Genomic DNA, 16780 nt, shown 5'->3' with positions numbered 1-16780 from the left:
GTCCCTCCTTTTTTGCTTTTCCCGAAATCAGCACAAAGACGGTATCATGGCCGACGAGATCGACACTCAGATCAGAACCCGCAGTGCCGGGCAGCTTGGATTCGTTGTGGCGGCGCTTCTGCTGTCGCTGCTGCTGCTGATCAACCTGCCGGGGCAAACGCTTTGGCTGGAAAATTCCAAATCCTTCGCCGCGCAACCGCGTTTCTGGCCTGCGGTGGCGATCGTCGTGATGGTGATCTGCTTTGCCTTGCACCTGTTGCGCATGCGCCGTCGCGGGTTTTCCAAACTTGACAGGGCGGAACTTCGCCGTTGGGTCGAACCGTTGGAATATGCGCTTTGGTTCATGGTTTATGTCGTGGCAGTGCCGTGGCTTGGTTTCCTGCCGATGAGTCTGGTGCTGGCTTGTGCGCTGACATGGCGGTTGGGCTATCAGTCGAAGACCTATCTGGGACTGGCCGCACTGTTCGCGGTGGTGACCGTCATACTGTTCAAGGGGCTGCTGGGGGTAAAGATTCCCGGCGCGGCGCTTTATGAAATTCTTCCCGGGGGATTGCGCAACTTCGCAATCCTGTATCTGTGATGGAGATTCTTTTTGCAGCCATGGAAGTGCTGGCCCGTTGGGATGTGGCCCTTGCGCTGATCGCGGGATCCATCGGTGGGGTAGCAATCGGTGCCATCCCCGGTGTTGGTCCGGCGGTCGCCATCGCCATCCTGTTGCCTGCCACCTTTTCGATGGACCCGATTGTTGGGCTGACCGTGCTGTTGGGGATCTATGGATCCTCCATGTATGGCGGCGCGATCCCGGCAATCTTGATCAATACGCCCGGCACGGCGGTCAATGCGCTGACCACTTATGACGGCTATCCGATGACCTTGCGGGGCGAAGCGCGGCGGGCTCTGTCGCTGGCCTATTCGTCCAGTTTTTTCGGGGGTGTTTTTTCGGTTGTCTGCTTGATCCTGTTGTCGCCGGTTTTGGCCAAGGTGGCACCGATGTTCGGGTCGCGTGAAATCTTCCTTGCGGCGCTTCTTGGTGTGATTCTTGTCATCGTCGCGCATCGTGGCCAGATGCTGATCGCGGCGGCGCTGACCGGATTTGGTATCTTCCTCAGCACCGTCGGGTTGGAACCGGTGAAATATTCACGCCGCTTTACCTTTGAACAAAGCTGGCTGGCCAGCGGCGTCGACCTGATCGTGGTGGTTCTGGGGCTGTTCGCGCTGAGCCAGGCTTTTGTCCTGCTGACCATGGACGACGAAAAGGTGCATATCGCCAAGTCTCGCGGGTCACTTTTCCAGGGCTTCCGGGAACTTGCCCGCCATCCGCGGGTGGCTGCGGTTTCTGCCGGTTTCGGTGTTCTCATGGGGATGATCCCGGGGGTAGGCGAATTCACGGCGCAGTTCATGTCTTACACGTCGGCGCGCAAGTTGTCGAAAACGCCACAGGCCTTTGGGCGCGGGTCATCCGAAGGGTTGATCGCTTCGGAAACGGCCAATAACGCGGTGCCTGCCGCAGCGATGATCCCGCTTTTGGCGCTGGGCATTCCGGGCGAAGCGCTGACCGCGATGATGCTGTCGGTGTTTTACGTTCATAACGTTGTGCCGGGGCCGGGACTGTTTCAGTTCCAGATGGATTTCGTGGTCGCGCTTTACCTCGCCCTGTTGATTCTGAATGTGCTGGTAGTGGGGTTCTTGTTGGTCTCGACTGGCTGGCTTGTCTACCTCACCAAGATCCCCAACCGTTTCCTTGGCATGTGTATTTTGTTGTTGAGCTTCGTCGGCGTCTATTCGATCCGCAATTCGGCTGTGGATTGCGGAGTGGCGGCGGTGTTCGGCCTCATCGGCTTCGTTTTGAAACGGTTGAACCTGCCCATCGTGCCGATCGTCCTCGGCATGGTGTTGGGCGGTATCATGGAGGTCAAACTGCGGGCGTCGATGAATCGGGTGAAGACGCCGCTGGATTTCATCGACCGGCCAATCGCCTTGCTGTTGTTCTGCGTGATCGTGGTTGTCCTTGGTTCGACCCTCTGGCGGGTCTGGCGCGAATGGACACCGGTGGATCGCCGCAGCAACGCCAAGAAGGCTTCGGTCCATTTCACCAAGCGCATCGCCGGGCGGAAAACGCGGCATTTCGAAACCCGTACCAAGAAACAAAGACGGAAGCGTAGCTATGACCATTTGGGTTCCTAAAGACGACGGTTTTGCCGATCTCGGTTCGCATGACGCCTTTGCCGGTGGCGCACCATACAACACCTTCGCGCGGTTGCGCCAAGAAGACCCGTGCCATTGGTCCGAATTCGATCAGGGTAAAGGCTATTGGTCGATCACACGGCACGAGGATATCGTGAAGATGATCCGCGACGTTGACACTTTTTCTTCGGCGAGGGGCATCCGAATGGAAGACCAGAGCTATGAAGAATACATGGCTCGGCGTACCTTTCAGGAAACCGACGGGCAAGAGCATCGCAAGGTCCGCATGAAAGTGGCCAAGGCGTTTTCGCCGCAGGTGGTGGCCGGGTTCGAAGATCAAATTCGCGATCTTTGCGATCCGATCCTCGACGCTGCTCTGGAAAAGGGCGAATTCTGCGCCACCCGTGAAATTGCTCGCGAACTGCCGATGCGGATGCTTGGGCAGATCCTTGGAACCCCGGACGAAGACCTGCCATGGCTGGTCGACAAGGGTGATGCGCTGATGGCGAATACCGACCCGGATTTCACCGACCATGTGGCCGACAAGCTGGAAACCGATGCTTATCGGTTGATGCCTTTCAATTCGCCCGCCGGGGCCGAACTGTATGAATACGCCCATGACCTGATGGCAAAGAAGAACGCCAGTGGCGACACCAGCGGTATTTTGCACCTGATCATGCAACCGGATGAAAACGGCGAAACCATTTCCGAAACCGAGTTTCGCAATTTCTTCTGCCTGCTGGTGGCGGCGGGCAACGACACCACCCGCTATTCTATCGCGGCGGGCATTCAGGCGCTGGCGCGGCAGCCGGGGTTGCTGGAAGAACTGCAATCGGGTGATGTTTGGGGCACCGGCCCGGACGAAATTGTGCGCTGGGCGTCGCCTGCGACCTATTTCCGCCGTACCGCGATGCGCGATGTCGAGGTGCATGGCAAGCAGATCAAGGAAGGCGACAAGGTGTTGTACTGGTTCGTTTCGGCCAACCGCGACGAAGATATGTTCGAAGATCCCTATCGTCTGACGCTGTCGCGCAAACCCAACCGTCAACTGGCATGGGGACAGGGCGGGCCGCATGTGTGTCTGGGAATGCATCTGGCGCGGCTGGAAGTGCGGGTGCTGTTCCAGGAGCTGCTCAAGCGCATCAAATCCATCGAACCCACCGGCCCTGAATCCTTTGTCCGCTCAAATTTCGTCAACGGGATCAAACACCTTCCCGTTCGCGTCACCCTGAACTGAGGCCTTTATGTCAGATCGTCTTCGTGCCCTTTTCATCGACCATCTTTCCATCCCGCGTGGCAAATACCTGCCCGGGTCCAAGATCGGCGACGATGCTTCGCGCTTTGCCCGTGCCACCTTTGGCGTGCACTATGACCGCGACCTGTTGCTGGATGCCCCGCATGCGATGGTACGTGACGGGATGCCGGATATGGAATTGCGTTGGCAGGCCGCCGATATCCGCGATAGCTGGGAACCTGCGACCAAAGTTGTTCTGGGCGATCTGTATGACACTGACGGCGCACCGTTGCCGCTTTGTCCGCGCGGGGCGTTGAAACGAGCCATTGCGGATTGGCAGGTGCATGGACTTACCCCCAAAGTCGGTATCGAACTCGAAGCCTATGCGCTGCAAGGCGACGAAAGCGGCAGGCTCAGACCCTATGACGCTCCCGGCGGCGTGGTCTATGGGACCGGGCCGTTTTCCGATCCAATGCGGGTCAACGACCTGATCTGGCGCAAGGCCGAAGAGCTGGGCTTCCGGCTCGACATGATCACGGCGGAATTTGACAGCCCGCAATTCGAATATACGCTGTCTTTCGATGATGCGCTGAAGGCGGTGGACGATATCGTGTTATTCCGCCTGATGGCGCGCGAAATCGCACTTGATCACGGTATGATCCTGACCTTTATGCCGAAACCGATCTCCGAAATGGGTGGGTCGGGGATGCATATCAATTTTTCCTTCACCGATGGCAACGGCCAGAATGCGCTGGCCAGTGGTCCCTTGGGCGGACCGGATCATCTGAACGATCTCGCCCGCGGCTGTCTTGGCGGGCTGGTCCATCATCACAAGGGATTGGCGGGTCTGATCGCACCGACCGCCACGTCCTATTTGCGACTGCAACCCGGATCATTGTCCGGTTATTGGCAGAACTGGGGCGGCGACCATCGGGCGGTGACCACCCGGGTATCCTGCGAAGGCGGGGTCAAGGCGCGGCTTGAACATCGGATGGCCGATGCCAGCGCCAACCCGTATACGGCCACCGCCGCCGTGTTGCAGGCCGCGCGGCTGGGTTACGAAGGCAAGCTGCCCTTGCCACCGATCGAAACCGGCGATGGGTTCGACAAGACCGATGCGCGCCAGGGTGTGGCCGACAACTTGCGTGGCGCGGTGCGCGATCTGCAGGCCGACACCGCTTTGGTGCAGGCGGTGGGACCGAAATTGGTTGAAAATCATGCCTTCATGAAAGAGCGCGAATTCCGCAAGACCCGCGATTTGGAACCCGACGCGCTGTTGGATTTCTATGTGTGGTTTGTTTGACATGCGGATTGCCACACTGATCACCAATACCGACGACAGCGCCTTTGCCCGCGCCCATCCCGATGATGGCGAAAAATTCGCGGCTCTGATTGCAGAGGCGCGGCCGGACTGGATCACGGTGCCGTACTGGGTTTGCCGTGATGAATTTCCTTCTGATATCGCTTCGTTTGACGGGGTCATGATCACCGGCAGCCCCGCCTCGGTACTGGCCGGTTTGCCGTGGATGCTGCAGCTGGAAGATCTTATCCGCGAAATGATCGCTGCCCGGCAACCATTGTTCGGGGCCTGTTTCGGGCATCAGATGATTGCCAAGGCGCTGGGCGCTTCGATCATTCCAAACCCGCTTGGCTGGGCGCATGGTCGGCTGGATCTGCGCCGGGTGGCGCAGGCCCCTTGGTCCGGGCCGGAACCGTGGTTTTCGCTTTACGGTTCGCATAGTGAACAGGTGGGCGATGTGCCCCAAGGTGCGCGGGTGCTGTTCGAAGGGCAAGGCTGTCTCGTTGCGGGTTTTGAACTGAACGGAACGGTTTTTACCGTACAGCACCACCCGGAAATGACCCATGGGTTCATCACTGACCTGGTCGAAGAATATGCCGATGAGGTTGGGCAGGCCGTTACCATCTCGGCGCGTGCCTCTTTGGCGCAACCCGCTGATCGCGGCCTTTTTGCCGATGAACTCGCCCGCTTCTTCGACTATGCGTCGGCGCATCGGGCAGAGTAGGGGATAGACATGGGAACCATCACCAAGGCATTGGAGCTTTTGAACCAGTTTTCCTCAACCCGGTCCGAGATCGGTCTGGGCGAATTTGTGCGGCTCTGTGGTCGGGACAAAGCCACGGTACACCGTCACCTGAGCGAACTGGAAGAAAACGGTTTCCTCGAACAGGACCCATCGAGCCGCGCTTATCGGTTGGGACCGGCACTGTTGCGGCTGTCGGCAGTACGCGAAGCGGCTTTTCCGGTGCGTTCTCTGCTGCGCCCCATCGTGGTTGAACTGGCCGAAACGGTCGGGGAACTGGCCCATGCATCCCTGTTGCAGAAGGAAATGTTGTCGCCGGTTTTTCATGCCGATCCACGGTTGCATGGAACCCAAGTGCATTTCGATGAATCCGAAACATTGCCTTTGCACGCCACGTCCAGCGGGCTTGCCGTGCTAACCTTCGCACCGGAAACGCTGCGCGACCAGCTCTTGAGCCAGCCGCTTGAGGCGCTGACCAGCAAAACCATCACCGATCCGACCATTCTGCAGAGCATGATGAGCGAGGTGCGCGGGACCGGTTACAGCCAGCTTGACAGCACCTTCGATCAGGAGGTCGCGTCGCAGGCCGCGCCGCTGTTTGGCGAAAACGGACAGGTGATCGGGGCAATTGCCGTCGCGGTGCCGTTGGTTCGCGCCAGTTCCGACCGTATGCGGGGGATCACGCCCAAGCTAACCGAGGCCGCACGTGCGGCCACCCGCTCTCTGGGCGGGCAATACCCGGACTTCCCCAATGCCCACCGGCAAATTTTTAAGCCGACGCATATCGAATAGAAGGTGACCGATATGAAAGACGCAAATTTCCTCAAAGAACATAACGCCCGTAATCTGTGGCACCCGATGGCGCATCCCGGCGACAGCATCGCCAATCCGCCCGACATCATCGTCGAAGGCGAAGGGGTTGAAATCACCGACCTGGACGGCAAACGCACGGTGGACGCGGTCGGCGGTCTGTGGAACGTCAATCTGGGATATTCCTGCACCCCGGTGAAACAGGCTATTGCGGCGCAGCTCGACAAGCTGCCTTACTATTCGATCTTCCGCGGCACTTCGAACGACGCGGTGATCGAACTAAGCCAGATGCTGAAGGACTTCTTTGAACCCGAAGGGCTTAGCCGTGCTTTCTTTACCTCGGGCGGGTCGGATTCCGTTGAAATCGCGCTGCGTCTGGCGCGGCAATACCACAAGGTGCGCGGCGAAGCGGGGCGGGTGAAATATCTTTCGCTCAAGAAAGGCTATCACGGCACGCATACTTTGGGCGCCAGCGTCAACGGTAACGCCAATTTCCGCACCCAGTATGAACCGCTTATGCCCGGCTGCTATCATATCCCGGCACCCTATACCTATCGGAACCCGTTCAACGAAACCGACCCGGAGCGACTGGCGCAGCTTTGCCTTTCGGCGCTGGAAGATGAAATCGCCTTTCAGGGGGCGAGCACCATTGCGGCCTTCATCATGGAACCGGTGCTGGGCGCTGGCGGGGTGATCCCGCCGCATGAAAGCTTCATGCCCGGCGTGCGCGAAATTTGTTCGAAACACGGGATCCTGTTGATCGCGGACGAAGTGATCACCGCCTTTGGCCGCACTGGGGATTGGACCGGGTCGCGTCATTGGGGGGTGCAGCCGGATCTGATGTGTACCGCCAAGGCGATCACCAACGGATATTTTCCCTTTGGCGCGGTGATGGTTTCGGATGCGGTGGCTGAAGTGTTTGAAAAAGACAGCACCGGCAAGGCGGCCATCGGGTCGGGCTATACCTATTCCGGTCATCCGGTTGGGGCTGCCGCCGCGATTGCCTGCCTGAAGGAAACCGAACGCCTGCAGGTCAAGGATAACGCCGCCGCTCGGGGCAAACAGCTTTACGACGGTTTGCTGCGGCTGGGCGAGAAATACGAATTGATCGGCGATGTTCGTGGCGGTCATGGGTTGATGTGCGCGCTGGAACTGGTGGCGGACCGCGACACGAAAGCGCCGATTGACAAAAAATCCATCGGTACGCTGCACAACGTAACCTATGAGGCAGGTGCAATGGTACGGATTTCGGGCAACAACGTGATCCTGTCGCCGCCGCTGATCCTGTCCGAAGCACATGTGAACACGATCCTGAACGCCTTGGATCAAGGCGTCGCGGCGGTTTCGTAAAGCCGCGCCATCACAACACCCGCCGCAGCCCGGCCTGCACCTTTTGCAGGGCGGGCAGGTAATCGCGCACCAGCATGTCGGCGCTGTCCGTAGTGGCAGCCATGCCCGTGTTCAGCGCTGCCACCACCGCGCCTTGGGCGTTCAGCACCGGCACCGCGATTGATCGCAGGCCGGTTTCGACTTCTTGATCGATCAGGGCATACCCCTGCTGCCGCACCAGTGTAATGCGGGCCATGATTTCGTCCGGATCGGTCAGGCTGAACGCGGTGCGCGGGCTAAGATCGGATTCTTCGATCACGGCCCGCGCCTGTGGTTCAGCCAACGCGGCCAGCAACACCCGCCCCATCGATGTGCAATGCGCGGGCAACCGCGATCCCGGCATCAGCCCTATGGACATCACCCGCCGCTGCGCCGCGCGGGCAAGATAGACGATTTCCATCCCGTCCAGTATCGAAACCGAACAGGATTGCCCGATCTGTTCGGTTAATTGGTCGAGCCAGGGTTGCACCACCTGCGGCAACGGCAAAGCCGCCAGCGCCCCCATTCCCAGCCGCAGTGTGCGCGGTGTCAGGGTAAAGAATTTGCCATCATAATCCGCATAGCCTTCGGCGTGCAGCGTCAGCAGGCAGCGCCGCGCCGTCGCCCGGTCCAGGCCGGTCGCCGCAGCGACGTCTGCCACCGACAATCGCGACCGTTCGGCTCCGAAACTTTCCAGCACACGCAGCCCCTTTGCGAAAGAAGCGATGGTATCGGTTTTGTTCACCATGCGCACAGTTGTTTGCACAAACCGAACAAAGGTCAAGATGCGCACAAAGTATCTGGCCCAGCTTTGCCTTTCTCGTTTACCGATGGGATAAGAACCGCGCTGCCTGTGCGGTGAATATGGAGGGTATGTCATGGACAAGAGATTGGCATCGGTCACTGAAGCCGTGTCGGGTATTCCGGACGGCGCCACGGTGATGATCGGCGGTTTTGGCGGATCGGGCGCACCAATCGAACTGATCCATGCGTTGATTGATCACGGGGCCAAGGGCTTGACGGTGGTGAATAACAATGCCGGCAATGGCCATGTTGGCCTTGCCGCGCTGATCGAACAGGGGCAGGTGGACAAACTGATCTGTTCTTTCCCGCGCGGACCCAGTTCCGAAGTTTTCACCGAACGGTATCGCGCCGGTACGATCCTGTTGGAACTGGTGCCGCAGGGGACTTTGGCCGAGCGTATTCGCGCGGGAGGGGCAGGTATCCCCGCCTTCTATACACCGACCAGCTATGGCACCGATCTGGCCAAAGGCAAACCGGTCGCGGAATTCGACGGGCGGATGTATGTGCAGGAACGCTGGCTCAAGGCCGATTTCGCGCTGATCAAGGCGGAAGCCGCCGATCCGCACGGCAACCTGACCTATCGGATGACAGCGCGAAATTTCAACCCGATCATGGCCATGGCCTCCAAGACCACCATCGCACAGGTGACCGAAATCGTCGATCTGGGCGGCATCGACCCCGAACAGGTGATCACGCCGGGGATTTTTGTGGATCATGTGGTCGAAGTGGCCACGCCGCAGCAGGAAGAAGTGCTCAACCGGGCGGAGGCCGTTTACCCATGACCAATATTGCACGGATCAAACTGTCCAACGCGCAAATCGCTTGGCGGGCGGCACAGGACATCACCGATGGCGCTTATGTCAATCTTGGTATCGGCTTCCCCGAAATGGTGGCGCAGTTTCAGCCCGAGGGACGACAGGCGATATTCCACAGCGAAAACGGTTTGTTGGATTTCGGCCCTGCTCCGGCCGCAGGCGAAGAAGACTGGGATTGCATCAACGCAGGCAAGAAGGCGGTTACGATCCGTCCCGGATCGGCAATTTTTCACCATGCCGACAGCTTTGCCATGGTCCGTGGAAGGCATCTGGATGTGGCGATTCTCGGGGCCTATGAGGTCGCACAGTCCGGGGATCTGGCGAATTGGTCGACCGGCAAGGATGGTATTCCGGCAGTGGGCGGGGCGATGGATCTGGTCCATGGGGCCAAGCGGGTTGCGGTGTTGACCGATCATGTCACCAGAAAGGGTGCGCCCAAGCTGGTCGAGCGCTGCAGCCTGCCGCTGACCGGTGTGGGCTGCGTGACGCGAGTCTATACCTCGTTGGCGGTGGTGGATATCGACGCGGGTCGTTTTGTGCTGCGGGAAAAACTGCCCGAAATTTCGGTGCAGGATTTGCAGGCCGTCACCGGTGCGCAATTGTATCACGAAGGCCCCGTCGCGGATCTTATCGCGCCTGCACTTTAATCAGGCTGGCGCATTGCTTGCCATAGCCGGCGGTCAGGCGGAACTGGCAAGGGGGCGATCGGGGTTTGCACCGGTTTTACAATCCGCCGTCAGCCGTTCACTCATCGCCAGCAGTTCCTGCAATCCGCAATTGCCGCGCACCAGATCATCAAGTGTGACCATGTCGAGTTCATGATAAAAGGCATCCAGCGCCCGCTGGATGAAGCCGCGCAGCCTACAGCTTTTGGTCAACGGGCAGGTGTTCGTTGTTTGATCGAAGCATTCCGCGAAAGGGATACCGGTTTCGAACAGGCGAAACACAGCCCCGATTGAAATTGATTTTGGCGACCTAGCCAAGCGCAAGCCCCCAGATCTGCCGCGCAGTGTTTCGATGAAGTTTTTGGACTGTAATTGTTGCACCACATGGGCCACATGGTTGGGCGAACTGTTGCAATATTCGGCGATATCGGATGTTCGTACCGTCCGGTCCGGGTTAGTTGCGCAGAACATCAAAACTCTTGCCGCTAGATTTGTTCTCGTTGTCAGTCGCATTTCAGCCCCCTCCAGTCTCACTTAATATTGTATCACAAATGCAAGTTTTCGTTGATGTAGATCAAGTCGGAATTACCTATGACCCGATAAATACGTGTGCAAAATACAGGATACTGGACGATATGGCGCAATCCGTTTCAGCAGATGAAGATTTCGAGGCCCCGCTGCGGTCTCTGGGATCGGTGCTTTCGCTGGCGGCGGCGCTGATCTGGCCGTTGCAGGCGGCCTTGATCGCCAATGCACTTGCGGGACTATTGCAAGGGCGCGAGGCGTCTCCTTTTCTGGTCGCCGCCGCTTTCTTCGTTTTGGCGATTTTGCGCGCGGGCCTTCTTGCGCTTTCGCAGCGCAAACTTTCAGAAGACGCCGAATTTACCCTAACCCGATTGCGCAGTGAATTGGTTGAACGCGAAGCGACAGCGACGGGGGCTTCGGTCATCGGCGGCCCTGGAGCTCTTGCCGCGCTGGCAGGCGAAAAGCTGGAGGCATTGCGACCCTACCTGATGCGCTATCGTCCGGCGCGGATGCGGGTGTCCGTGTTGCCGGTGGTCATCTTGTTGATCACGCTTTGGTACAGTTGGGCCTGTGCGGTGGTTTTGCTGATGGCGGGCCCGCTGATCCCTCTTTTCATGGCGCTGGTCGGCTGGGCGGCAAAGGATGCCAGTGAACGTCAGATGGTCGAAATTGGTGCGTTGAGCGATTTATTGGTCGACCGGCTGGCTGCGCTTTACGATTTGCGTTTGATCGGTGCCGGTGGACCGGTGGTGCAAAGTTTCGAACACGCATCTGAATCGTTGCGCGAACGCACCATGGCGGTGCTGCGTATTGCCTTTTTATCTTCAACAGTATTGGAGCTTTTTTCGGCTCTGGGTGTGGCGATGATCGCAGTTTGGGTCGGGTTTTCGCTGCTGGGGCAAATTGGCTGGGGCACGTGGGGACAGGGGCTTGATCCGTTTGCCGGTATATTCCTGTTGCTGCTGGCCCCGGACTATTTTCAGCCGTTGCGTGATTTGGCCGCCGCTTGGCATGACAAGGCGGCCGGTGAGGCTGTGCTGGATGAAATGCAGACATGGCGCAATGATGCTCGTCCGCAATTGATCGGGGATGGTGGTGCGGCAACGACTTGGGCCGGACCCGTTGCGATCGGGTTGCGCGGGGTGGTGTTGCGTCAGGCAAATCAGCGCCTGATTTACCCGGATATTGATATAAAGGCGGGGACGCGCACCGCGCTCATCGGGAAAAGTGGTGCTGGCAAGACATCGCTTTTGCGCCTTCTGGCGGGGTTGGCACGGCCCGAACAGGGGCAAGTTCTGATCGGGGATGAAGTGCTGAGCGATGCCAACGCGGATGGATGGCGCGCGCGGCTGGGCTGGATGCCGCAGGCCCCCCATTTCCTCAGCCAGTCGCTGCGCTACAATATCGGTTTCGGGCAACCGGTGACGGACGGGACGCTGATGCGAGCGCGTATCAACGGCGTCATCGCGGCGTTGCCCAAAGGGGATCTGACCCTGCTGGGGGATCGCGGTGCGGGACTATCCGGTGGCGAAGCCCGGCGGGTTACATTGGCGCGGGCGCTGCAGTCGGCGCCGGATGTTCTGTTGGCAGATGAACCGACCGCCGATCTTGATGCGGACACGGCCGAAAAGGTGATCACAGGTCTGATGGATTACGCCGCCGAGGGCGGTACGTTGATTGTGGCCACTCATGATCCACGCCTGATCGAACGGATGGATCACGTGGTCGAAATTGCCCCGGATCGGGAAAGGGTAGACCCATGAAGCCGTTGATGAACATAGCGCTGTTGATGTGGCGTGCCGAGAGGCGTTCGTTCCTGCGCGGACTTTTCTTGTCCGTGCTGGTGTTGCTGATGGGTGCTGCGCTGTTGGGGCTGTCGGGATGGTTCATTACAGCGGCGGCAGCGGCCGGGCTGGCAGGGGCAGGGGCGGTTTTTGACGTGTTTCGTCCCTCGGCCATGGTGCGCTTGCTTGCTCTGGGCCGGACGGTGACCCGTTATGGCGAACGGCTGGCCAGCCACGATGCAACGCTGCGGGCGCTGTCAGGACTGCGTATCCGGCTGCTGCAAGGAACCTTGCAATTGCCCTTCCGGTCAATTGAACGTCTGCGGGCAAACACGTTTCTCAATCGTGTTATGGCGGATATCGACGCGCTGGACGGGCTGGCCCTGCGATTGGTTTTACCCGGCCTTGCGGGGATGAGCGCGATCCTTCTGGCGGGATTGGCGCTATGGGTTCTGGTCAGCCCGGGAATCGCAGCCGTGGTGGTGTTGGGGTATGTGTTCGGGCCGCTTGCGGTATTTTTCGTTGGGCTGCGCTATGCCGACAAACCTGCCCGTCTGGCCGAAGCCGCGATGCAGGCTTTGCGGACCCGCCTGATCGATTTGATTGCAGCGCGCGAAGATCTGACCGTTTACGGTCAGCTCAGCAAAACCCGTGACCATGTTGGCATTGCGCAGGACCGGCATCGGACGGCGCGAAACCGGCTTGACCGGGTCGAACGTCGCGCGGGGTTTTCGCTCGACCTGGTTGGGTCGGCGGTGACAGCGGCAACGCTTGGGCTTGGGTTGACGCTTGCGCATGGCCAAGCCATTTCTCCGGCCCAAGCCGCGATTGGTGTTTTTGTGGCGCTTGCCTTGGCTGAAGCGGTTGCACCGGTGCAGCGCGCCCTGACAGAAACAGGCCGCATGATACAGGCGGCCAGGCGGGTTGCGCCATCGATTGCAGAGGATTCACCACTTGCCGCCAATCCTATGCCGATGTTGGGAGGATCAGCCGAGTTGCGGTTCGATCGGGTGCAGTATCGTCGGGGCCTAGGTCAGCAGCCGGTTTTCACGACACTAAGCTTTTCTGTCGCCCCGGGCGAAACGGTGGCTTTGACCGGGGCCAGCGGCAGCGGCAAAAGCACGATATTGCTGATGGCGGCGGGGTGCCTTTCACCGTCTTCCGGGGCGGTGACGTTGGGCGGCGTGTCGATCGACGGTCAGAGCGATGATACGTTGCAAGAAAGGGTTACGCTGGTGCCGCAACGTCATGCGCTGATTGCCGGAACTGTCGCGGAAAACCTGCGTTTGGCGGCACCTCTGGCAACCGACGCCATGCTATGGCAGGCGCTAAACGCTGTGTCACTGGATCAGGTTGTCCAACAAAAAGGTGGGTTGGAGGCGCGGTTGGGGTTTCGCGGTGATGGGTTGTCGGGCGGCGAATCGCGACGGTTGTCGCTGGCCCGTGCGGTGTTGAGAAAGCCATCCATTTTGTTGCTGGACGAACCGACGGAAGGATTGGATACTGCGACTGCGGCTTCAGTCATGGCGGGTTTGCGCAAGGCTTTGCCGCAAACCGCGTTTCTATTAGCTGCGCACCGATCGGTAGAGATTGCGGCAGCAGATCGTGTCGTGGCCGTCGAACGCCTCATAGAATGAGGTGCGCGTTTAATGTGCACTAAAAATATAAGTTTTGATTCAGATCAAATACGTATCTGGATTTGTGATTATAAGAAGCTATAATTTGCATCAAAGATGCGGATTAAATTGCATATCAAGGAGCTCTCCCATGGAGATCGGACTAGTTGAATTATCGCGCCTCCAGTTTGCGATGACGGCGATGTATCACTTTCTCTTCGTGCCGCTGACGCTTGGTCTTTCGGTGCTCGTCGCGATCATGGAAACAGTCTATGTCATGACGGGCCGCCCAATCTGGCGGCAGATGACCAAGTTTTGGGGCACGTTGTTCGGGATCAATTTTGTTCTCGGTGTTGCGACTGGCATCACGATGGAATTCCAGTTCGGCATGAACTGGAGTTATTACAGCCATTACGTCGGCGACATCTTCGGTGCGCCTCTGGCTATTGAAGGGCTTATGGCCTTCTTCCTCGAAGCGACCTTCGTAGGGTTGTTTTTCTTCGGGTGGGACAAGCTGACAAGGGTGCAGCATATGGTGGTGACCTGGCTGGTTGCCATCGGGTCGAATTTTTCCGCGCTGTGGATTCTGATCGCCAACGGCTGGATGCAGAACCCGGTCGGAGCCGAATTCAACCCTGATACGATGCGGATGGAAATGACCTCTTTCTTCGAAGTGGTTTTCAACGAGGTCGCGCAGGCGAAATTCGTGCATACCGTGTCAGCAGGTTATGTCACGGCAAGCATCTTTGTTCTGGGTGTTGCCGCGCTTTACCTGCTTCAGGGCCGCCACAAGGACCTGGCACGCCGTTCGATCGCGGTCGCGTCTGCCTTCGGGTTGGCGTCGGCGATGTCAGTAGTCGTGTTGGGCGATGAATCCGGTTATTCGGCGAGCCACACTCAGAAAATGAAGTTGGCCGCGATTGAAGCGATGTGGGAAACCCACGACGCGCCGGCCCCGTTCACTGCGATCGGTTTTCCGGATAAGGAAGCACGCGAAACCCATTACGCCATTGAAATCCCGTGGGCCATGGGGTTGATCGGGACTCGTAGTTTGACCAAGGAAATTCCCGGGATCAACGATCTGGTCGCGGAGGCCGAGGTCAAGATCAAGGATGGTTTGATTGCTTATGACGCGTTGATGACCATCCGGGCAGACCGGGAAAACGTATCGCAAGAGGTGCGCGACCGTTTCGAAGCGCATTCTGAAAACTTGGGCTTTGCCATGCTGCTCAAGCCTTATGTCGATGACCCGCGTGACGCGACCGATGACCAGATCGCACAGGCTGCGGATGATACCATTCCCGGCGTTGCGTCGCTTTTCTGGGCATTCCGTCTGATGGTTGCGCTTGGCTTCTCGTTTATCGGGGTGATGATCTTCTTCTTTATCCGCGCCTCTTTTTATCAGATGCAGTTTCCGCGCTGGTCGCTTTATGCGGCGGTGGCAATTATTCCCACGCCGTGGATCGCAGCCGAATTGGGTTGGTTCGTGGCAGAGTTTGGCCGGCAACCCTGGACCGTGGACGGGGTGTTGCCGACGGCTCTTTCCGCCTCGCACCTGTCGATTGCCGATCTGGTGATCACGCTGGCGGGCTTCGTCACTTTCTATTCGGTCCTGTTCGTGATCGAGATGGGGCTGATGGTGAAATACATCCGCAAAGGTCCGTATCAGGACGTCGCCGAGACAGACCAATGGCAACAGCGACATGAAGCGCGGCTGCAAAATTCTACCTCTTCCGAAATCAAAACGCCTGCGGAGTAAATGACATGATCCTGTATGAATTGATCGACTTCGACATATTGCGCGTGATCTGGTGGGGCCTGTTAGGCGTGCTTCTGATCGGCTTCGCCCTGACCGATGGTTTCGATATGGGGGTGGGGGCACTGCTTCCCTTCGTGGGCCGAACCGATGTAGAGCGTCGCGTCGTCCTGAACACGATCGGACCGGTCTGGGAAGGTAACCAAGTCTGGTTCATCTTGGGCGGTGGGGCCATCTTCGCCGCTTGGCCGCCGCTTTACGCGGTCAGCTTTTCGGGCTTCTATCTAGCGATGTTCGTTATCTTGGCGGCCCTTATCGTCCGCCCGGTGGCCTTCACTTACCGGTCCAAGCGGGACGGGGCGGGTTGGCGCACTGCATGGGACTGGGCACTTTTTACCAGTGGCGCGGTTCCGGCGCTGTTGTTCGGCGTGGCTGTGGGCAATGTGTTGTTGGGTGTACCGTTCCATCTGACCGAAGACCTGATGCCGATGTATGACGGCAATTTCGCCAGCAAGTTTTTCGGTCTGTTGCACCCCTTCGCCCTGTTGGCTGGGCTGGTATCGCTGTCGATGTTGTTGATGCATGGTGCAGCTTGGTTGAACCTTAAAACCGAAGGCCCGGTAGTGGCGCGTGCGCGTAGTATCGGGATCAAGGCCGGGCTGGTCGCGATGGCTGGCTATGCTTTGGCTGGGGTTTGGTTGGCTCTGGGTATCGATGGTTTTGCCATTGTGAGCGAAGTCGCCGTGAACGGACCGTCCAACCCGCTTTATAGCGAAGTTTCGCGCGGCGGAAGCTGGTTGTCCAGCTATGCTGATCGTCCTTGGATCACGATTGCCCCAGTGATGGGGTTTGTCGGAACGGCCATGGCGGTTCGCGGATTGCAAGCGGGGCGCGAGGTGTCAACCTTGTTGTGGTCCAAGCTGGGCATTACCGGGATCATCGCTTCGGTCGGGTTGACAATGTTCCCGTTCATTCTGCCTTCGACCGTGGACCCGAATAGTTCGCTGACCGTCTGGGACGCGTCGAGCTCACACCAGACACTGTTCATCATGCTGGTCGTCACGCTGATCTTCATGCCTCTGATCTTGGCTTACACCTCGTGGGTTTACAAAGTTCTCTGGGGTAAGGTTACCGAGGCGGACGTCACTGAAAACAACGATACGGTTTACTGAGGAGA

General features: G+C 58.6%; 15 protein-coding genes. 13 read left to right on the top strand and 2 right to left on the bottom strand.

Annotation, left to right across the window (positions count from 1 at the left end):
* Nucleotides 1-46 precede the first annotated feature (46 nt).
* Genes TG4357_RS06620 through TG4357_RS06590 form a run of 7 tightly spaced genes read left to right on the top strand, consistent with a single transcriptional unit; the run spans nucleotide 47 to nucleotide 7620 of the window.
* Nucleotides 47-580: a tripartite tricarboxylate transporter TctB family protein gene (locus TG4357_RS06620; RefSeq protein WP_058262072.1), complete on the top strand. Its 534-nt coding sequence runs from the start codon at nucleotides 47-49 to the stop codon at nucleotides 578-580.
* Entirely contained in the window at nucleotides 580-2184 is a 1605-nt protein-coding gene (locus TG4357_RS06615; protein ID WP_058262071.1) for a tripartite tricarboxylate transporter permease, read from the top strand. The genes TG4357_RS06620 and TG4357_RS06615 overlap by 1 nt, the downstream gene beginning before the upstream one ends.
* A complete protein-coding gene (locus TG4357_RS06610) occupies nucleotides 2165-3421 on the top strand; it encodes a cytochrome P450 (RefSeq protein ID WP_058262070.1) in 1257 nt (418 codons plus the stop codon). The genes TG4357_RS06615 and TG4357_RS06610 overlap by 20 nt, the downstream gene beginning before the upstream one ends.
* Nucleotides 3422-3428: 7 nt before the next feature.
* Nucleotides 3429-4721, top strand: coding sequence for a type I glutamate--ammonia ligase (locus tag TG4357_RS06605; RefSeq protein ID WP_058262069.1), 1293 nt, complete (start codon nucleotides 3429-3431; stop codon nucleotides 4719-4721).
* 1 nt (nucleotide 4722) lies between these two features.
* Nucleotides 4723-5442, top strand: a complete 720-nt coding sequence (locus tag TG4357_RS06600; RefSeq protein WP_058262407.1) for a type 1 glutamine amidotransferase — start codon at nucleotides 4723-4725, stop codon at nucleotides 5440-5442.
* 9 nt (nucleotides 5443-5451) lie between these two features.
* Nucleotides 5452-6252 (top strand): IclR family transcriptional regulator, encoded by an 801-nt coding sequence (locus TG4357_RS06595; RefSeq protein WP_058262068.1) that lies wholly within the window; start codon nucleotides 5452-5454, stop codon nucleotides 6250-6252.
* A 12-nt stretch (nucleotides 6253-6264) separates the two neighbouring features.
* Nucleotides 6265-7620, top strand: a complete 1356-nt coding sequence (locus tag TG4357_RS06590; protein WP_058262406.1) for an aspartate aminotransferase family protein — start codon at nucleotides 6265-6267, stop codon at nucleotides 7618-7620.
* Between the two features lie 10 nt (nucleotides 7621-7630).
* On the opposite strand, the gene TG4357_RS06585 is transcribed toward TG4357_RS06590, so the two are convergent.
* Nucleotides 7631-8386 carry an IclR family transcriptional regulator domain-containing protein gene (locus TG4357_RS06585; protein WP_058262405.1) on the bottom strand — a complete coding sequence of 252 codons (756 nt, stop codon included), beginning with the start codon at nucleotides 8384-8386 and terminating at the stop codon, nucleotides 7631-7633.
* Between the two features lie 130 nt (nucleotides 8387-8516).
* Here TG4357_RS06585 and TG4357_RS06580 point away from each other — a divergent pair, with 130 nt between their 5' ends.
* Together TG4357_RS06580 and TG4357_RS06575 are read left to right on the top strand one after the other, a co-directional pair.
* Nucleotides 8517-9224 (top strand): 3-oxoacid CoA-transferase subunit A, encoded by a 708-nt coding sequence (locus TG4357_RS06580; RefSeq protein WP_058262067.1) that lies wholly within the window; start codon nucleotides 8517-8519, stop codon nucleotides 9222-9224.
* Nucleotides 9221-9904: a 3-oxoacid CoA-transferase subunit B gene (locus TG4357_RS06575; RefSeq protein ID WP_058262066.1), complete on the top strand. Its 684-nt coding sequence runs from the start codon at nucleotides 9221-9223 to the stop codon at nucleotides 9902-9904. The genes TG4357_RS06580 and TG4357_RS06575 overlap by 4 nt, the downstream gene beginning before the upstream one ends.
* 33 nt (nucleotides 9905-9937) lie before the next feature.
* Here TG4357_RS06575 and TG4357_RS06570 read toward each other — a convergent pair whose 3' ends face one another.
* The gene (locus TG4357_RS06570) at nucleotides 9938-10435 is read right to left on the bottom strand and encodes an RrF2 family transcriptional regulator (RefSeq protein ID WP_058262065.1); all 498 of its coding nucleotides are present in this window, start codon (nucleotides 10433-10435) and stop codon (nucleotides 9938-9940) included.
* Between the two features lie 122 nt (nucleotides 10436-10557).
* Between TG4357_RS06570 and cydD the strand changes: the two genes are divergently transcribed.
* The 4 genes from cydD (at nucleotide 10558) to cydB (ending at nucleotide 16775) form a co-directional block, all read left to right on the top strand.
* Nucleotides 10558-12210: a thiol reductant ABC exporter subunit CydD gene (cydD, locus tag TG4357_RS06565; protein WP_058262064.1), complete on the top strand. Its 1653-nt coding sequence runs from the start codon at nucleotides 10558-10560 to the stop codon at nucleotides 12208-12210.
* Between the two features lie 8 nt (nucleotides 12211-12218).
* Entirely contained in the window at nucleotides 12219-13868 is a 1650-nt protein-coding gene (gene cydC, locus TG4357_RS06560; protein WP_233487438.1) for a thiol reductant ABC exporter subunit CydC, read from the top strand.
* Nucleotides 13869-13998: 130 nt separating this feature from the next.
* Complete coding sequence (locus TG4357_RS06555) at nucleotides 13999-15606, top strand: cytochrome ubiquinol oxidase subunit I (RefSeq protein ID WP_058262062.1); 1608 nt, start codon at nucleotides 13999-14001, stop codon at nucleotides 15604-15606.
* 5 nt (nucleotides 15607-15611) lie between these two features.
* Nucleotides 15612-16775, top strand: coding sequence for a cytochrome d ubiquinol oxidase subunit II (gene cydB / locus TG4357_RS06550; protein WP_058262061.1), 1164 nt, complete (start codon nucleotides 15612-15614; stop codon nucleotides 16773-16775).
* The last annotated feature ends 5 nt before the right edge of the window (nucleotides 16776-16780 follow it).

This window comes from Thalassovita gelatinovora (assembly GCF_001458355.1).
GTDB lineage: Bacteria > Pseudomonadota > Alphaproteobacteria > Rhodobacterales > Rhodobacteraceae > Thalassobius > Thalassobius gelatinovorus.
The sequence above is the reverse complement of the archived record's forward strand: the minus strand, read 5'-3'. Positions and strand labels throughout refer to the sequence as shown.

What these genes read in the sequence shown, in the direction of transcription:
- TG4357_RS06620 (WP_058262072.1), top strand. Translation starts at nt 47, where the DNA reads ATGGCCGACGAGATCGACACTCAGATCAGAACCCGCAGTGCCGGGCAG.
- TG4357_RS06615 (WP_058262071.1), top strand. Translation starts at nt 580, where the DNA reads ATGGAGATTCTTTTTGCAGCCATGGAAGTGCTGGCCCGTTGGGATGTG.
- TG4357_RS06610 (WP_058262070.1), top strand. Translation starts at nt 2,165, where the DNA reads ATGACCATTTGGGTTCCTAAAGACGACGGTTTTGCCGATCTCGGTTCG.
- TG4357_RS06605 (WP_058262069.1), top strand. Translation starts at nt 3,429, where the DNA reads ATGTCAGATCGTCTTCGTGCCCTTTTCATCGACCATCTTTCCATCCCG.
- TG4357_RS06600 (WP_058262407.1), top strand. Translation starts at nt 4,723, where the DNA reads ATGCGGATTGCCACACTGATCACCAATACCGACGACAGCGCCTTTGCC.
- TG4357_RS06595 (WP_058262068.1), top strand. Translation starts at nt 5,452, where the DNA reads ATGGGAACCATCACCAAGGCATTGGAGCTTTTGAACCAGTTTTCCTCA.
- TG4357_RS06590 (WP_058262406.1), top strand. Translation starts at nt 6,265, where the DNA reads ATGAAAGACGCAAATTTCCTCAAAGAACATAACGCCCGTAATCTGTGG.
- TG4357_RS06585 (WP_058262405.1), bottom strand. Translation starts at nt 8,386, where the DNA reads ATGGTGAACAAAACCGATACCATCGCTTCTTTCGCAAAGGGGCTGCGT.
- TG4357_RS06580 (WP_058262067.1), top strand. Translation starts at nt 8,517, where the DNA reads ATGGACAAGAGATTGGCATCGGTCACTGAAGCCGTGTCGGGTATTCCG.
- TG4357_RS06575 (WP_058262066.1), top strand. Translation starts at nt 9,221, where the DNA reads ATGACCAATATTGCACGGATCAAACTGTCCAACGCGCAAATCGCTTGG.
- TG4357_RS06570 (WP_058262065.1), bottom strand. Translation starts at nt 10,435, where the DNA reads ATGCGACTGACAACGAGAACAAATCTAGCGGCAAGAGTTTTGATGTTC.
- cydD (WP_058262064.1), top strand. Translation starts at nt 10,558, where the DNA reads ATGGCGCAATCCGTTTCAGCAGATGAAGATTTCGAGGCCCCGCTGCGG.
- cydC (WP_233487438.1), top strand. Translation starts at nt 12,219, where the DNA reads ATGAACATAGCGCTGTTGATGTGGCGTGCCGAGAGGCGTTCGTTCCTG.
- TG4357_RS06555 (WP_058262062.1), top strand. Translation starts at nt 13,999, where the DNA reads ATGGAGATCGGACTAGTTGAATTATCGCGCCTCCAGTTTGCGATGACG.
- cydB (WP_058262061.1), top strand. Translation starts at nt 15,612, where the DNA reads ATGATCCTGTATGAATTGATCGACTTCGACATATTGCGCGTGATCTGG.